The sequence below is a fragment of the Salmonella sp. 741265116_PST genome, from assembly GCF_046567715.1.
Taxonomy (GTDB): Bacteria; Pseudomonadota; Gammaproteobacteria; order Enterobacterales; family Enterobacteriaceae; genus Salmonella; species Salmonella enterica.
The window spans coordinates 191,171-206,407 of sequence record NZ_JBKFPH010000004.1; the positions used below are offsets into that span (position 1 = coordinate 191,171).

Below are 15,237 nucleotides of genomic sequence, written 5' to 3' on the forward strand. Positions count from 1 at the left end.
TGTTGTTCTGAATCTGGGGTTGTTCCGTTCATGCGCTACCGCGTTATTCTTTTTTGTCTGTTTGGCCTGTTGCCGGTCCAGCTACTGTGGGCTGCGCCAGCGCAACGGACTTTTTCCGACTGGCAGGTCACCTGCAATAACCAAAATTTTTGCGTAGCGCGCAATACTGGCGAACATCATGGGCTGGTGATGACATTAAGCCGCAGCGCCGGGGCGCGTACCGATGCGGTACTGCGTATCGACCGCGGCGGTTTGGCACCGCCCGACGCTAAAGAAGCCGCAATTGCGCCTCGCTTATTGCTGGATGGCAAACCGCTTTCGTTCAACAGTCCACACTGGCGCGTGTCGCCCTGGCATCTCATGACCGGCGATCCTGCCACCATCACCGCATTTTTACAGACGATTCAGGATGCGCAGGCCATCACCTTAAAAAACGGCGTTCAGACGCTTTCGCTGGCGGGATTAAAAGCGGCATTACTGTTTATCGACGCTCAACAAAAACGTGTGGGCAGCGAAACCGCCTGGATTGAAAAAGGAAACGAACCGCCGCTCAGCGTGCCCCCGGCACCGGCATTAAATGGGATCGCCGTGATTAATCCAACGCCCGTACCGCTGAGTGAGGAAGAACGCGACGATCTGCTGGACTACGCAGCATGGCGGGTAAACGGCATTCGTTGTTCGCTTGACCCGCTGCGTCGCGAGACGCAGGTCAGCGCGTTGACGGATGATAAAGCGTTATTGATTGTTAACTGCGAAGCCGGTGCCTATAACACTATTGATCTCGCCTGGGTAGTTTCACGCAAAAAAACGCTCGCCTCGCGCGCCGTACGTTTGCGGCTGCCGTTTAATCGCGGCGTCGAAAGTAATGACATGGAGTTGATGAACGCCTTCTTTGACGAGAAAACGCGCGAGCTGGTGACGTTGGCGAAAGGGCGGGGGTTAACCGACTGTGGTATCCAGACGCGCTGGCGCTATGATGGCGATCGTTTTCGTCTGGTACGTTATGCCGAAGAACCGAGCTGCGATAGCTGGCACGGGCCGGATGCCTGGCCTACGCTGTGGATCACGCGTTGAATCCTGGTTGTTATCCCCTTTTCAGAATAAGGATACACCTATTGAGGTTTCATTTATGGTATAGAGATTGCTACGTTACGGTAGGATTGTTACTTTACCCGATAGCCTCACCACAGCAGGAAATAGTATGAAAATAAATAATGGCCCCGTATTATGCCCCCATTGTGGCTGCCTGAGCGCTTATTATGAAATAGATCGGCTGGCGGCGATAAGAGAAAAAGTGAATAAAGAAGGCGGATCAGCGGCGTGGGATTCAACATTACAGGCGCATAAAAAAAAGGCCTTTTGCCTGATGTGCCATAAATCCATTGATGAGGTCGTCATCGGGCAGTCAGATGCGCCTGAGTCTACGAAGTAATTTTGCACAGCCTACAGAACAGGTCTGCAGACTGTGCAAAGTCTGTGTTGCTAACGCTCGCCTTAGCCTTTGATATTCAGCACCCGGCGGGCTTTTTCTACAATATTTTCCACGGTAAAGCCAAAATACGGGAACAGTTTGTCAGCCGGGGCGGATTCACCGTATCCCGTCATGCCGATAATTGCGCCTTTTAGGCCAACATATTTATACCAGTAGTCGGCTATACCGGCTTCCACCGCGACGCGGGCGGTCACGTGCGCCGGTAGCACTGATTCGCGATATGCCTCGTCCTGCGCATCGAAAATATCCGTTGAAGGCAACGACACCACGCGAACGTTATGCCCCTCGCCAGTCAATTTTTCCGCCGCCTGGAGGGTAATTTCCATTTCCGATCCGGTAGCGATCAGAATGATATCCGGCTTGCCGCCGCTATCTTTGAGAATATAACCGCCGCGAGCAATTGCTTTCACCTGTTCCGGCGTGCGTTCCACCTGCGCCAGATTCTGCCGCGAGAGAATCAACGCCGTCGGCCCGTGCTGACGTTCAATTGCCAGCTTCCAGCCGACTGCTGCCTCAACCTGATCGCAGGGACGCCAGGTGCTGAAGTTTGGCGTTAAGCGCAGGCTCGCCAGTTGTTCCACGGCCTGGTGCGTCGGGCCATCTTCGCCCAAACCGATGGAGTCGTGGGTATAGACCATAATCTGCCGGGCTTTCATTAAGGCCGCCATACGCGCCGCGTTACGCGCATATTCGACAAACATCAGAAACGTGGCGGTATACGGTACAAAGCCACCGTGGTGGGCGATGCCGTTGGCAATGGCGGTCATGCCGAATTCGCGCACGCCATAGTGGATGTAATTACCTGCCGGATCCTCTTTTAACGAGGTCGAACCTTTCCAGATAGTCAGGTTGCTCGGCGCCAGATCCGCCGATCCGCCCAACAGTTCCGGCAACAGGGGACCATAGGCATTGAGCGTATTTTGCGATGCTTTACGGGTGGCGATTTTGGCCGGATTAGCCTGCAAGTCGTTAATAAATTTTTGCGTGGCGGACTCCCATGTCTCCGGCAGTCCGCCGCTCATCCGGCGGGTAAACTCCGCGGCCAGCTCAGGATAAGCCTTCTCATAAGCAGCAAACTTTTCCTGCCACTGCTGCTGCGTTTTCTCACCTTTTTCACGGCCATCCCACGCGCGGTAAATTTCTTTTGGGATCTCAAACGCCGGATGATGCCATCCCAGCTTCTGGCGGGTCAGCGCCACCTCTTCTTCGCCCAGCGCCGCGCCGTGCGACTCCTCCTTCCCGGCTTTATTCGGCGAGCCAAAACCTATCACCGTCCGACAGATAATTAGCGAAGGTTTGTCTTTTACGCTCTGGGCTTCCAGAATGGCTTTTTTCACCGCCTCCGGATCGTGCCCGTCAATGTCATGCACGACATGCCAGTGGTAGGCTTCAAAACGTTTGGCGGTATCGTCGGTAAACCAGCCTTCGGTTTCGCCATCAATGGAGATGCCGTTGTGATCGTAAAAGCCGATCAGTTTGCCCAGTCCCAGCGTACCAGCCAGCGAACACACCTCATGCGAGATCCCCTCCATCAGACAGCCGTCGCCCATAAAGACATAGGTGTAGTGGTCGACAATCTCATGGTCCGGCCGGTTGAACTGTGCGCCTAACGTACGCTCGGCAATCGCCAGCCCGACGGCATTCGCCAGCCCCTGGCCCAGCGGCCCGGTGGTGGTTTCAACGCCGGGCGTATAGCCAATCTCCGGGTGACCTGGCGTTTTAGAGTGCAGTTGACGGAAGTTTTTTAACTCCTCCAGCGGCAGGTCATAACCGGTTAAATGCAGCAGACTATAGAGCAGCATGGAGGCGTGACCGTTGGAAAGGATAAAACGATCACGGTCATACCAGGTCGGATCGGTGGGGTTATGTTTAAGAAAATCGTTCCATAGCACTTCAGCGATATCCGCCATTCCCATCGGCGCGCCGGGGTGCCCGGAATTGGCTTTTTGAACGGCATCCATGCTCAGCGCACGAATCGCATTGGCAAGGTCTTTACGGGACATAAATCACTCCATGCAAGGTTTATAGTTTGGCGGCAAGCAGGTCTTCCAGTTTGCGCTGGTCAACAGCAAAAAGACGGATACCTTCCGACAGCTTCTCTACGGCCATCGCGTCCTGATTATGTTCCCAGCGGAACTCCGCTTCCGTCATTGGCGTAGGACGGTGGAACATCTGCGAGGAAGGCACCAGTTTACGGATCACCGGTTCTTCTTTTTCTTTCAGCTCTTTAAGCAGGTTAGGGGAGATAGTCAGTCGATCGCAGCCGGTCAGCGCGAGGATTTGCTCAGTACGGCGGAAACTTGCGCCCATCACGATGGTTTCATAGCGATGCTGTTTAAAGTAATCGTAGATATTGCGTACCGATTTCACGCCGGGATCTTCCTCCACGACATACGGTTCCAGCGGACTACGCGCCTGATACCAGTCGTAAATTCGGCCCACGAACGGAGAGATCAAATAGACGCCCGCTTCGGCGCAGGCGCGCGCCTGGGCAAAAGAAAACAACAACGTCAGGTTGCAATTAATGCCTTCTTTTTCGAGCTGCCCGGCGGCGCGGATACCTTCCCAGGTCGCGGCGAGCTTGATCAGAATGCGCGATTTATCAATATCCTGCTGCTGGTAGAGATCCACCAGATGGCGCGCTTTCTCGATACTTTTTTCTTTATCGAACGATAACCGCGCGTCGACTTCAGTGGAGACGCGACCGGGAATACTTTTCAGTATTTCCGCGCCAAAATTGACCGCCAGTTTATCGCTGGCTGCCGCAACCAGCTGTTCCTGCGTACCGCCGTGTTTTTTTCCCCAGGCAATCGCATCCTCAATCAAATGACCATACTGCTCAAGCCCGGCGGCTTTCAACAGTAAAGAGGGATTTGTCGTGGCATCCTGCGGCTGGAAGTGGCGGATGGACTCGATGTCGCCGCTGTCGGCGACGACGGTAGTGAATTGTTTGATGCCGTCTAGCTGGTTCATAGGAAATACTCCTTGAAAAGTAAAGTGTTAGATGAGTGTGTTGATTCACACTTCTGAAAGATTGATACACTACATAACCAAAAAGCATAGCAGACAGGCATGGTATTGCTGGTATAAGCAGGTAACATGGCCGTTATAAATTGATAACAAACTCTTGCGCCGCGTCGTGATAGTTTGCAGACCTTCAAAGTTTGTGTTGCGCAGTACGGTGATAATGTGCGGCGCACCAGGCCGCGTCACTTTTTGAACGATACGTGAAAGGAACAACAAGATGGATGAGCAGTTAAAACAAAGCGCCCTTGATTTCCACGAATTTCCGGTACCCGGTAAAATTCAGGTTTCTCCGACTAAGCCCCTTGCCACCCAACGCGATCTGGCGTTGGCTTACTCGCCAGGCGTGGCGGCGCCCTGCCTGGAAATCGAAAAAGATCCGCTGGCAGCCTACAAATACACCGCGCGCGGCAACCTTGTCGCGGTCATTTCCAACGGTACAGCGGTGCTGGGGTTAGGCAACATCGGCGCGCTGGCCGGCAAGCCGGTCATGGAAGGCAAAGGCGTTCTGTTTAAAAAATTCGCCGGCATCGATGTGTTTGATATTGAAGTCGATGAGCTTGACCCGGACAAATTTATCAACGTGGTCGCGGCGCTGGAGCCGACCTTTGGCGGCATTAACCTCGAAGACATTAAAGCGCCGGAATGTTTCTATATTGAGCAGAAACTGCGCGAGCGCATGAACATCCCGGTTTTCCATGACGATCAGCACGGAACGGCGATCATCAGTACTGCCGCCATTCTTAATGGCCTGCGAGTCGTAGAGAAAAATATTTCCGACGTGCGGATGGTCGTCTCCGGCGCAGGGGCGGCGGCAATCGCTTGTATGAACCTGCTGGTCGCGTTGGGGATGCAAAAGCACAACATCGTGGTGTGCGACTCTAAGGGCGTTATTTACAAAGGCCGTGAGCCGAATATGGCGGAGACCAAAGCGGCCTATGCGGTAGACGACAGCGGCAAGCGCACGCTGGATGAGGTCATTGACGGCGCGGATATTTTCCTCGGCTGTTCAGGCCCGAAAGTGCTGACTCAGGAGATGGTGAAGAAAATGGCCCGCGCGCCAATGATTCTGGCGCTGGCTAACCCGGAACCGGAAATTCTGCCGCCGCTGGCGAAAGAAGTGCGCCCGGACGCCATTATCTGTACCGGTCGTTCCGACTATCCGAACCAGGTGAACAACGTATTGTGCTTCCCGTTTATCTTCCGCGGCGCACTGGACGTCGGCGCGACGGCGATCAACGAAGAGATGAAACTGGCGGCGGTCCGTGCGATTGCCGAGCTGGCGCACGCCGAACAGAGCGAAGTGGTGGCCTCGGCCTATGGCGATCAGGACCTGAGCTTTGGGCCGGAATACATTATTCCGAAACCGTTTGACCCGCGTCTGATTGTCAAAATCGCTCCGGCGGTCGCGAAAGCGGCAATGGATTCCGGCGTGGCGACGCGCCCGATTGCTGACTTTGATGCCTATATCGATAAACTGACCGAGTTTGTCTACAAAACCAACCTGTTCATGAAGCCGATCTTCTCGCAGGCACGCAAAGATCCGAAGCGCGTAGTGCTGCCGGAAGGGGAAGAGGCGCGCGTGCTGCACGCAACCCAGGAGTTGATAACCCTGGGGCTGGCGAAGCCCATTCTGATCGGGCGTCCGAGCGTGATCGAAATGCGTATCCAGAAACTGGGGCTACAGATCAAAGCGGGCGTTGATTTCGAGATCGTGAATAATGAATCCGATCCGCGCTTCAAAGAGTACTGGAGCGAGTATTACCAGATCATGAAGCGTCGCGGGGTAACTCAGGAACAGGCGCAGCGTGCGATGATCGGCAACCATACGGCCATTGGCGCGATCATGGTGCAGCGTGGGGAAGCGGATGCGATGATCTGCGGCACCATCGGGGACTACCATGAGCATTTCAGCGTCGTGAAAGCCGTCTTTGGCTACCGTGACGGCGTGCATACGGCAGGGGCGATGAATGCCTTACTGCTGCCAAGCGGCAACACTTTTATCGCCGATACTTATGTTAACGAAGATCCCACGCCGGAACAGTTGGCGGAGATCGCCGTAATGGCGGCGGAAACCGTTCGCCGTTTTGGTATTGAGCCGAAAGTCGCGCTGTTGTCGCACTCTAACTTTGGTTCCTCAAATTCGCTGTCCGCCAGCAAAATGCGCGAAACCCTTGAGCGGGTACGCGAACGAGCGCCCGATCTGATGATTGACGGTGAGATGCACGGTGATGCGGCGTTGGTGGAAAGTATTCGTAATGACCGGATGCCGGATAGTCCGCTGAAGGGAGCCGCCAATATTCTGGTGATGCCGAATATGGAAGCCGCCCGCATTAGTTACAACTTACTCCGCGTCTCCAGTTCCGAAGGCGTCACGGTCGGCCCGGTCCTGATGGGCGTGTCTAAACCGGTACATGTATTAACGCCGATCGCCTCTGTACGCCGTATCGTGAATATGGTGGCGTTAGCGGTAGTTGAAGCGCAAACCACGCCGCTTTAATAACGCATTACTCTCTCTTCTGGCGCAGGTTCTCCTGCGCTTTTTTTATGCGCCGCTGGGCTTCGCCATGGTATGAAAGGCTCGGGTGGGGATATTCTGGAACCTATTGCGTTACCCCTACTTAGAGCCTATCCCATTAGGGCTATTTTACTTGCTATTTTGGTCCTGGGCAGTGCTCGCCAAAACGCGTTAGCGTTTTGAACGCCGCTTGCGGCGGCCCGAAGGGCGAGCGTAGCGAGTCAAACCTCACGTACTACGTGTACGCTCCGGTTTTTGCGCGCTGTCCGTGTCCAAACTGGCTGCGCCAATAACGCCTGGTGGGATAGGCTCTTATTTCACTGAATCTGTACTATGCACAAATAGAGTAATACGAATTATTTTTATCGATGGTAGTAATACAAAGAATAGCCGGTGGGGTATTTATTGCAGAACAGGCTTAAATTCAGAATGACACCTGAAAATGTGATGCACCACGATATTTATCGTTAACACCTTCAACAGAAGGCACCTTTATTTTCTTTTTCTTAGTGATCTACCTCACCTTTTACATCACCTTGCCGAATTTTGTTATTTACTCCGACAAAAAATTGCCACGATGACGGCAGTTTCAGTGGAGACGGTGAGCAATGAATAAAGAACGCATTATTCAGGAATTTGTGCCGGGCAAACAGGTCACGCTGGCGCATCTCATTGCGCACCCTGGTGAAGAACTGGCGAAAAAGATCGGCGTTCCCGATGCTGGCGCGATTGGCATTATGACCTTAACGCCGGGGGAAACGGCCATGATCGCTGGCGATTTAGCGATGAAGGCTGCGGATGTACACATCGGTTTTCTCGACAGATTTAGCGGCGCGCTGGTGATTTATGGCACCGTCGGCGCAGTAGAAGAAGCGCTATTACAGACGGTCAGCGGACTAGGGCGATTATTAAACTTTACCCTGTGTGAGTTAACAAAAAGTTAATTGGTGGCGGTAATGAAACGTATTGCTTTTGTCGGCGCGGTCGGTGCCGGAAAGACAACGCTTTTTAACGCGTTACGGGGAAATTATTCCCTCGCCAGAAAAACGCAGGCCGTGGAATTTAATGAGCATGGCGATATAGATACGCCGGGTGAATATTTTAGCCATCCCCGTTGGTATCACGCCTTAATTACCACGTTGCAGGATGTGGACACGCTGATTTATGTCCACGCGGCAAACGATAAAGAAAGTCGCTTACCTGCCGGGTTATTGGATGTTGGAACCCGTAAACGACATATCGCCGTTATCAGCAAAACGGACATGCCGGATGCCGACGTCGCCGCTACGCGGCAGTTGCTTTGCGAGATTGGATTCCGGGAGCCGATTTTCGAGCTCAACGGCCACGACCCGCAAAGCGTGCGGCAGTTGGTGGATTATCTGGCAGCTCTCAGTGAACAGGAGGAAGAGGCAGGTGAAAAAACTTATCACAGCTAACGATATTCGTGCGGCCCACGCCCGCGGCGAACAGGCGATGTCGGTAGTGCTGCGCGCCAGCATTATTACCCCGGAGGCTCGCGAAGTGGCGGAACTACTGGGCTTCACGATTACCGAATGCGACGAGTCCGTTCCGGCATCCACATCGGCGCAGGCGTGTAAAAGCGAAAGCCAGCGCATTCGGGAAGCCATCATCGCGCAGCTCCCGGAAGGGCAGTTTACTGAAAGCCTGGTGGCGCAGTTGATGGAAAAAGTGCTGAAGGAAAAGCAGTCGCTGGAACTGGGGACGATGCAGCCGAGCTTTACCTCCGTCACGGGTAAAGGCGGCGTGAAAGTCATTGACGGCAGCAGCGTGAAATTTGGCCGCTTCGACGGTGCCGAACCGCACTGCGTCGGCTTAACCGATCTGGTTACAGAGCAGGACGGCAGCAGCATGGCCGCCGGGTTTATGCAGTGGGACAACGCCTTTTTCCCGTGGACGCTGAACTACGACGAAATCGACATGGTGCTGGAGGGCGAACTGCACGTACGCCATGAAGGCGAAACCATGATTGCCAAAGCCGGAGATGTGATGTTCATCCCTAAAGGCTCCAGCATTGAATTTGGCACGCCAACGTCCGTGCGCTTTCTGTACGTGGCGTGGCCTGCGAACTGGCAATCCGTATGAACGACTTCATCACCGAAACGTGGCTCAGAGCGAATCACACGCTCAGCGAAGGATCGGAAATCCATCTGCCCGCTGATGCCCGCCTGACGCCCTCGGCCCGGGAACTGCTGGAAAGTCGTCGCCTGCGCATTAAGTTTCTGAATCAGCAAGGCCGGCTGTTTGTCGATGATGACGAACAGCAGCCGCAGCCGGTACATGGCTTAACCAGTAGCGATACGCACCCACAGGCCTGCTGTGAACTGTGCCGCCAGCCGGTGGTGAAAAAGCCCGATACGCTGACCCATCTGACGGCGGACAAAATGGTCGCCAAAAGCGACCCGCGCCTCGGCTTTCGCGCCGCGCTCGACAGCGCCATCGCGCTGACCGTGTGGCTACAAATCGAACTGGCGGAACCCTGGCAGCCGTGGCTTTTCGATATCCGCTCGCGGCTGGGCAACATTATGCGCGCCGACGCTATAGATGAACCGCTGGCGGCGCAGTCTATCGTCGGGCTGAACGAGGATGAGCTGCATCGGCTTTCCCACCAGCCGCTGCGCTATCTCGACCACGATCACCTGGTGCCGGAGGCCAGCCACGGTCGCGATGCGGCGCTGCTTAATCTGCTGCGAACCAAAGTCCGCGAAACGGAAACCCTCGCCGCACAAGTGTTTATTACCCGTAGTTTTGAGGTCTTGCGCCCGGACATTTTACAGGCGCTGAACCGTCTCTCCAGCACGGTTTACGTGATGATGATTTTGAGCGTGGCGAAACATCCGCTGACGGTCGCCCAAATTCAACAACGGTTGGGAGAGAAGCCATGATCATTGAACGCGCCCGCGAACTGGCGGTACGCGCCCCCGCCAGAGTCGTCTTTCCCGATGCGCTGGACGAACGCGTGCTGAAAGCGGCGCATTACCTGCAACAGTACGGTCTGGCTCGCCCCGTTCTGGTCGCCAGTCCGTTTGCGCTGCGTCAGTTTGCCCTGAGTCATCGTATGGCGATGGATGGCATTCAGGTCATCGACCCACACAGCAACCTGAGTATGCGCCAGCGTTTTGCGCAACGCTGGCTTGCCCGTGCCGGAGAAAAAACGCCGCCGGACGCAGTGGAAAAGCTTAGCGACCCGCTAATGTTCGCTGCCGCCATGGTGAGCGCCGGTGAGGCTGATGTGTGTATCGCAGGCAACCTGTCGTCAACGGCGAATGTGCTGCGCGCAGGGCTGCGGGTGATTGGCCTGCAACCCGGGTGCAAAACATTGTCGTCTATTTTCTTGATGCTGCCGCAGTATGCCGGTCCGGCATTAGGGTTCGCCGATTGCAGCGTAGTGCCGCAGCCGACGGCGGCGCAGCTGGCGGATATCGCTATCGCCAGCGCCGACACCTGGCGGGCCATTACCGGCGAAGAGCCGCGCGTGGCGATGCTGTCATTTTCAAGCAACGGCAGCGCCCGTCACCCCAACGTTGCCAACGTGCAGCAGGCGACAGAGCTCGTTCACGAACGTGCGCCGCAACTGCTTGTGGACGGTGAATTGCAGTTTGACGCCGCTTTCGTCCCGGAGGTCGCCGCGCAAAAAGCGCCTGACAGCCCGCTGCAAGGCCGCGCCAACGTGATGATTTTCCCGTCGCTGGAGGCGGGCAATATTGGCTACAAAATCGCTCAGCGTCTGGGAGGCTATCGCGCTGTTGGGCCGCTAATTCAGGGGCTTGCCGCGCCGCTTCACGACCTCTCCCGAGGCTGTAGCGTGCAGGAAATTATCGAACTGGCGTTGGTGGCAGCCGTGCCGCGCCAGGCTGACGTGAGCCGCGAACGCAGCTTACACACACTGGTTGAATGAACGGTCCCGTTCTGGACCCCTTTAATGAGAGGAAAACACGATGGAAGCATTAGGAATGATTGAAACCCGGGGCCTGGTTGCGCTGATTGAGGCCTCAGATGCGATGGTAAAAGCCGCACGCGTGAAGCTGGTCGGCGTGAAGCAGATTGGCGGTGGCCTGTGTACGGCCATGGTGCGTGGCGACGTGGCGGCGTGCAAAGCCGCAACCGATGCTGGCGCCGCTGCGGCGCAGCGCATTGGCGAGCTGGTCTCCGTACACGTGATTCCACGCCCGCACGGCGATCTGGAAGAAGTGTTCCCGATCAGCTTCAAAGGCGACAGCAACATTTGATGGTAGGCCGGATAAGACGCGCAGCGTCGCCATCCGGCATGAATGCGCGCCATTGCCTGATGGTGCGCAGATTCAAGGCCTACGACCCAACGGGCAATCCATGGAGGCGGATATGAAACTGGCAGTCGTCACAGGACAAATCGTATGTACCGTCCGCCATCAGGGACTGGCGCATGACAAATTGCTGATGGTGGAAATGATCGATGCCCAGGGCAACCCCGACGGGCAGTGTGCCGTCGCTATCGACAGTATCGGGGCGGGAACCGGAGAGTGGGTACTGCTGGTCAGCGGCAGTTCCGCGCGTCAGGCGCATCGCAGCGAATTATCACCGGTCGATCTGTGCGTCATTGGCATCGTCGATGAAGTGGTGGCTGGCGGGAAAGTGGTTTTCCATAAATAGGACTGAACATCATGAATCAACAGGATATTGAACAGGTGGTGAAAGCGGTACTGCTGAAAATGAAAGACAGCAGCCAGCCGGCCAGCACTGTTCATGAGATGGGCGTTTTTGCCTCCCTGGATGACGCAGTGGCGGCAGCAAAACGGGCCCAGCAGGGGCTGAAGAGCGTGGCGATGCGCCAGCTTGCCATTCATGCCATTCGCGAGGCGGGCGAAAAACACGCCCGAGAATTAGCGGAACTTGCCGTCAGCGAAACCGGCATGGGACGCGTTGACGATAAATTTGCCAAAAACGTGGCGCAGGCGCGCGGCACGCCGGGCGTCGAGTGTTTATCTCCGCAGGTGCTGACCGGCGATAACGGCCTGACGCTGATTGAAAATGCGCCGTGGGGCGTGGTGGCCTCGGTCACGCCGTCCACCAATCCGGCGGCGACGGTGATTAATAACGCCATCAGCCTGATTGCCGCAGGCAACAGCGTCGTGTTTGCCCCGCATCCGGCGGCGAAAAAGGTCTCTCAGCGGGCAATCACCCTCCTCAATCAGGCGGTGGTCGCCGCCGGTGGCCCGGAAAATTTGCTGGTCACCGTGGCGAACCCGGATATCGAAACCGCCCAGCGGTTGTTCAAGTATCCCGGTATTGGCCTGCTGGTGGTGACTGGCGGCGAAGCGGTGGTGGACGCGGCGCGTAAACATACTAATAAACGCCTGATCGCCGCCGGTGCCGGTAATCCCCCGGTGGTGGTGGATGAGACCGCCGACCTGCCGCGCGCTGCACAATCCATCGTCAAAGGCGCGTCGTTTGATAACAACATCATCTGCGCCGACGAAAAAGTGCTGATTGTGCTGGATAGCGTCGCCGACGAGCTGATGCGTCTGATGGAAGGTCAGCACGCGGTGAAACTGACCGCCGCTCAGGCCGAACAGCTCCAGCCGGTGCTGCTGAAGAATATTGATGAGCGCGGCAAAGGCACCGTCAGCCGTGACTGGGTCGGTCGTGACGCGGGCAAGATCGCCGCAGCCATCGGCCTGAATGTCCCGGATCAAACGCGCCTGCTATTTGTGGAAACGCCCGCTAACCATCCGTTTGCCGTCACTGAAATGATGATGCCGGTACTGCCGGTGGTGCGGGTCGCCAACGTCGAAGAAGCCATCGCCCTGGCGGTTCAGCTTGAAGGCGGTTGCCACCATACGGCGGCGATGCACTCGCGCAATATCGACAACATGAACCAGATGGCGAACGCCATCGACACCAGCATTTTCGTCAAAAACGGGCCGTGCATTGCCGGGCTTGGATTGGGCGGAGAAGGCTGGACCACCATGACCATCACCACGCCAACCGGCGAAGGGGTGACCAGCGCGCGTACCTTTGTTCGCCTGCGTCGATGCGTGCTGGTGGATGCGTTTCGCATTGTATAAGGGATGACTCATGGCGCACGACGAACAACTCTGGCTCACCCCAAGACTGCAAAAAGCGGCGGCCCTGTGTAACCAGACGCCCGCCGCCAGCGACACACCGCTGTGGCTGGGCGTCGATTTGGGCACCTGCGACGTGGTGTCGATGGTGGTCGACGGCAACGCCCAGCCGGTGGCGGTGTGCCTTGACTGGGCCGACGTTGTGCGTGACGGCATCGTCTGGGATTTCTTCGGCGCCGTCACCCTCGTGCGCCGCCATCTCGACACCCTTGAACAGCAGCTCGGCTGCCGCTTTACCCACGCGGCGACCTCGTTCCCGCCGGGCACCGACCCGCGTATTTCGATCAACGTGCTGGAGTCTGCCGGGTTAGAAGTCAGCCACGTACTGGATGAACCGACGGCGGTGGCGGATCTGCTGGCGCTTGACAATGCAGGCGTGGTGGATATTGGCGGCGGCACTACCGGCATTGCCATCGTCAAACAGGGCAAGGTGACTTACTCCGCCGATGAAGCCACTGGCGGGCACCATATCTCCCTGACGCTGGCGGGCAACCGCCGTATTCCCCTGGAAGAGGCGGAACAGTACAAGCGCAGCAATGCGCAGGAGATTTGGCCGGTAGTGAAGCCGGTGTACGAAAAAATGGCGGAAATCGTTGCTCGCCACATTGAAGGGCAAGGAATTGCTGATTTATGGCTGGCGGGCGGTTCCTGTATGCAGCCGGGCGTGGAGGCGTTATTTCGCCAGCGTTTCCCGGAGTTACAGGTGCATTTGCCGCAGCACAGCCTGTTTATGACCCCGCTGGCGATAGCCAACAGCGGGAGAGCGAAAGCGGAGGGACTCTATGCAAGCTGAACTACAGACGGCGCTGTTTCAGGCATTCGACACCCTGAATCTGCAACGGGTGAAAACGTTCAGCGTACCGCCGGTCACGCTGTGCGGACTTGGGGCGCTCGGCGCCTGCGGGCAGGAAGCGCAAGCGCGAGGCGTAAGCCATCTGTTTGTGATGGTCGACAGCTTCCTGCATCAGGCGGGAATGACCGCGCCGCTGGCACGCAGCCTGGCGATGAAGGGCGTGGCGATGACGGTCTGGCCGTGTCCGCCAGGCGAGCCGTGCATTACCGACGTTTGCGCGGCGGTGGCGCAACTGCGTGAGGCGGCGTGCGACGGCGTAGTGGCCTTTGGCGGCGGTTCGGTGCTGGACGCGGCGAAAGCGGTCGCCCTGCTGGTGACTAACCCTGACCAGACGCTGAGCGCCATGACCGAGCGCAGTACATTACGCCCGCGTCTGCCGCTGATTGCGGTGCCGACTACCGCCGGAACCGGTTCTGAAACCACCAACGTGACGGTGATTATCGACGCGGTCAGCGGGCGCAAGCAGGTGCTGGCACACGCGTCACTAATGCCGGATGTGGCGATTCTTGATGCTGCCGTGACCGAAGGCGTTCCGCCAAACGTGACGGCGATGACCGGTATCGATGCGTTGACTCATGCGATTGAGGCCTACAGCGCGCTCAACGCCACGCCGTTTACCGACAGCCTGGCGATTGGCGCGATAGCGATGATTGGCAAATCGCTGCCGAAAGCCGTGGGTTACGGCCACGATCTGGCGGCGCGTGAAAATATGTTGCTGGCCTCCTGTATGGCGGGAATGGCCTTTTCCAGCGCCGGTCTGGGGCTGTGTCATGCGATGGCGCACCAGCCAGGGGCGGCGCTGCATATTCCGCACGGCCAGGCCAACGCTATGCTGCTGCCAACGGTCATGGGCTTTAACCGGATGGTTTGCCGCGAGCGCTTCAGTCAAATCGGTCGGGCGCTAACCAATAAGAAATCGGACGATCGCGATGCGATTGCGGCGGTGAGCGAGCTGATTGCCGAAGTGGGCCAGAGCAAACGGCTGGCTGACGCTGGCGCCAAACCCGAACACTACAGCGCGTGGGCGCAAGCCGCGCTGGAGGATATTTGTCTGCGCAGTAACCCACGCACCGCCACACAGGCACAGATTATCGATCTGTACGCGGCTGCCGGGTAATGCCTGTAGGCCGGATAAGGTGCTTGCACCGCTATCCGGCAATAACACGGCGTTAATGCCGGAGGCGACGTAAACGTCTTATCCGGCCTACAAATCATAAATGGCAGGGAGTAA

The 15,237-nt window shown here is 56.8% G+C and carries 15 protein-coding genes; 13 read left to right on the plus strand and 2 right to left on the minus strand.

What is annotated here, in order from left to right; all coding sequences use genetic code 11:
- The first annotated feature begins 30 nt into the window (after positions 1-30).
- Both ACLD11_RS04900 and ACLD11_RS04905 read left to right on the plus strand, forming a co-directional pair.
- Positions 31-1,074, plus strand: coding sequence for a DUF1176 domain-containing protein (locus ACLD11_RS04900; RefSeq protein WP_411014615.1), 1,044 nt, complete (start codon positions 31-33; stop codon positions 1,072-1,074).
- 127 nt (positions 1,075-1,201) lie between these two features.
- Positions 1,202-1,432, plus strand: coding sequence for a hypothetical protein (locus ACLD11_RS04905; protein ID WP_000700635.1), 231 nt, complete (start codon positions 1,202-1,204; stop codon positions 1,430-1,432).
- Between the two features lie 62 nt (positions 1,433-1,494).
- On the opposite strand, the gene tkt is transcribed toward ACLD11_RS04905, so the two are convergent.
- On the minus strand, positions 1,495-3,495 hold the full coding sequence (gene tkt / locus ACLD11_RS04910; RefSeq protein ID WP_411011389.1) for a transketolase: 2,001 nt from the start codon (positions 3,493-3,495) through the stop codon (positions 1,495-1,497).
- 19 nt (positions 3,496-3,514) lie between these two features.
- Positions 3,515-4,465 (minus strand): transaldolase, encoded by a 951-nt coding sequence (gene tal, locus ACLD11_RS04915; RefSeq protein ID WP_411011388.1) that lies wholly within the window; start codon positions 4,463-4,465, stop codon positions 3,515-3,517.
- 271 nt (positions 4,466-4,736) lie between these two features.
- Here tal and maeB point away from each other — a divergent pair, with 271 nt between their 5' ends.
- The 11 genes from maeB (at position 4,737) to eutG (ending at position 15,123) form a co-directional block, all read left to right on the plus strand.
- Positions 4,737-7,016: an NADP-dependent oxaloacetate-decarboxylating malate dehydrogenase gene (maeB, locus tag ACLD11_RS04920; RefSeq protein ID WP_000344299.1), complete on the plus strand. Its 2,280-nt coding sequence runs from the start codon at positions 4,737-4,739 to the stop codon at positions 7,014-7,016.
- Positions 7,017-7,642: 626 nt separating this feature from the next.
- Positions 7,643-7,978, plus strand: a complete 336-nt coding sequence (gene eutS, locus ACLD11_RS04925; RefSeq protein WP_001031445.1) for an ethanolamine utilization microcompartment protein EutS — start codon at positions 7,643-7,645, stop codon at positions 7,976-7,978.
- 12 nt (positions 7,979-7,990) lie between these two features.
- Positions 7,991-8,470: an ethanolamine utilization acetate kinase EutP gene (eutP, locus tag ACLD11_RS04930; RefSeq protein ID WP_411011386.1), complete on the plus strand. Its 480-nt coding sequence runs from the start codon at positions 7,991-7,993 to the stop codon at positions 8,468-8,470.
- On the plus strand, positions 8,448-9,137 hold the full coding sequence (gene eutQ / locus ACLD11_RS04935) for an ethanolamine utilization acetate kinase EutQ (RefSeq protein ID WP_000733867.1): 690 nt from the start codon (positions 8,448-8,450) through the stop codon (positions 9,135-9,137). The genes eutP and eutQ overlap by 23 nt, the downstream gene beginning before the upstream one ends.
- Positions 9,134-9,937: an ethanolamine utilization cob(I)yrinic acid a,c-diamide adenosyltransferase EutT gene (gene eutT, locus ACLD11_RS04940; RefSeq protein ID WP_411014616.1), complete on the plus strand. Its 804-nt coding sequence runs from the start codon at positions 9,134-9,136 to the stop codon at positions 9,935-9,937. Before eutQ ends, eutT begins: the two co-directional genes overlap by 4 nt.
- A complete protein-coding gene (gene pta, locus ACLD11_RS04945) occupies positions 9,934-10,950 on the plus strand; it encodes a phosphate acetyltransferase (protein WP_411014617.1) in 1,017 nt (338 codons plus the stop codon). The genes eutT and pta overlap by 4 nt, the downstream gene beginning before the upstream one ends.
- Before the next feature lie 40 nt (positions 10,951-10,990).
- On the plus strand, positions 10,991-11,281 hold the full coding sequence (gene eutM / locus ACLD11_RS04950) for an ethanolamine utilization microcompartment protein EutM (protein ID WP_000387716.1): 291 nt from the start codon (positions 10,991-10,993) through the stop codon (positions 11,279-11,281).
- A 112-nt stretch (positions 11,282-11,393) separates the two neighbouring features.
- Positions 11,394-11,681, plus strand: coding sequence for an ethanolamine utilization microcompartment protein EutN (gene eutN / locus ACLD11_RS04955; protein ID WP_001522340.1), 288 nt, complete (start codon positions 11,394-11,396; stop codon positions 11,679-11,681).
- 11 nt (positions 11,682-11,692) lie between these two features.
- Complete coding sequence (locus ACLD11_RS04960) at positions 11,693-13,096, plus strand: aldehyde dehydrogenase family protein (protein ID WP_411014618.1); 1,404 nt, start codon at positions 11,693-11,695, stop codon at positions 13,094-13,096.
- 10 nt (positions 13,097-13,106) lie between these two features.
- Entirely contained in the window at positions 13,107-13,946 is an 840-nt protein-coding gene (gene eutJ / locus ACLD11_RS04965) for an ethanolamine utilization protein EutJ (RefSeq protein ID WP_000929675.1), read from the plus strand.
- Complete coding sequence (gene eutG / locus ACLD11_RS04970; protein WP_001147505.1) at positions 13,936-15,123, plus strand: ethanolamine utilization ethanol dehydrogenase EutG; 1,188 nt, start codon at positions 13,936-13,938, stop codon at positions 15,121-15,123. Before eutJ ends, eutG begins: the two co-directional genes overlap by 11 nt.
- Positions 15,124-15,237: the final 114 nt, after the last annotated feature.

Excerpts from the sequence above, each read along its gene's own strand:
- eutP (WP_411011386.1), top strand. The coding sequence starts at position 7,991 with ATGAAACGTATTGCTTTTGTCGGCGCGGTCGGTGCCGGAAAGACAACG.
- eutJ (WP_000929675.1), top strand. The coding sequence starts at position 13,107 with ATGGCGCACGACGAACAACTCTGGCTCACCCCAAGACTGCAAAAAGCG.
- eutG (WP_001147505.1), top strand. The coding sequence starts at position 13,936 with ATGCAAGCTGAACTACAGACGGCGCTGTTTCAGGCATTCGACACCCTG.
- pta (WP_411014617.1), top strand. The coding sequence starts at position 9,934 with ATGATCATTGAACGCGCCCGCGAACTGGCGGTACGCGCCCCCGCCAGA.
- ACLD11_RS04960 (WP_411014618.1), top strand. The coding sequence starts at position 11,693 with ATGAATCAACAGGATATTGAACAGGTGGTGAAAGCGGTACTGCTGAAA.
- tkt (WP_411011389.1), bottom strand. The coding sequence starts at position 3,495 with ATGTCCCGTAAAGACCTTGCCAATGCGATTCGTGCGCTGAGCATGGAT.
- eutN (WP_001522340.1), top strand. The coding sequence starts at position 11,394 with ATGAAACTGGCAGTCGTCACAGGACAAATCGTATGTACCGTCCGCCAT.
- eutM (WP_000387716.1), top strand. The coding sequence starts at position 10,991 with ATGGAAGCATTAGGAATGATTGAAACCCGGGGCCTGGTTGCGCTGATT.
- eutT (WP_411014616.1), top strand. The coding sequence starts at position 9,134 with ATGAACGACTTCATCACCGAAACGTGGCTCAGAGCGAATCACACGCTC.
- maeB (WP_000344299.1), top strand. The coding sequence starts at position 4,737 with ATGGATGAGCAGTTAAAACAAAGCGCCCTTGATTTCCACGAATTTCCG.
- ACLD11_RS04900 (WP_411014615.1), top strand. The coding sequence starts at position 31 with ATGCGCTACCGCGTTATTCTTTTTTGTCTGTTTGGCCTGTTGCCGGTC.
- ACLD11_RS04905 (WP_000700635.1), top strand. The coding sequence starts at position 1,202 with ATGAAAATAAATAATGGCCCCGTATTATGCCCCCATTGTGGCTGCCTG.
- tal (WP_411011388.1), bottom strand. The coding sequence starts at position 4,465 with ATGAACCAGCTAGACGGCATCAAACAATTCACTACCGTCGTCGCCGAC.
- eutS (WP_001031445.1), top strand. The coding sequence starts at position 7,643 with ATGAATAAAGAACGCATTATTCAGGAATTTGTGCCGGGCAAACAGGTC.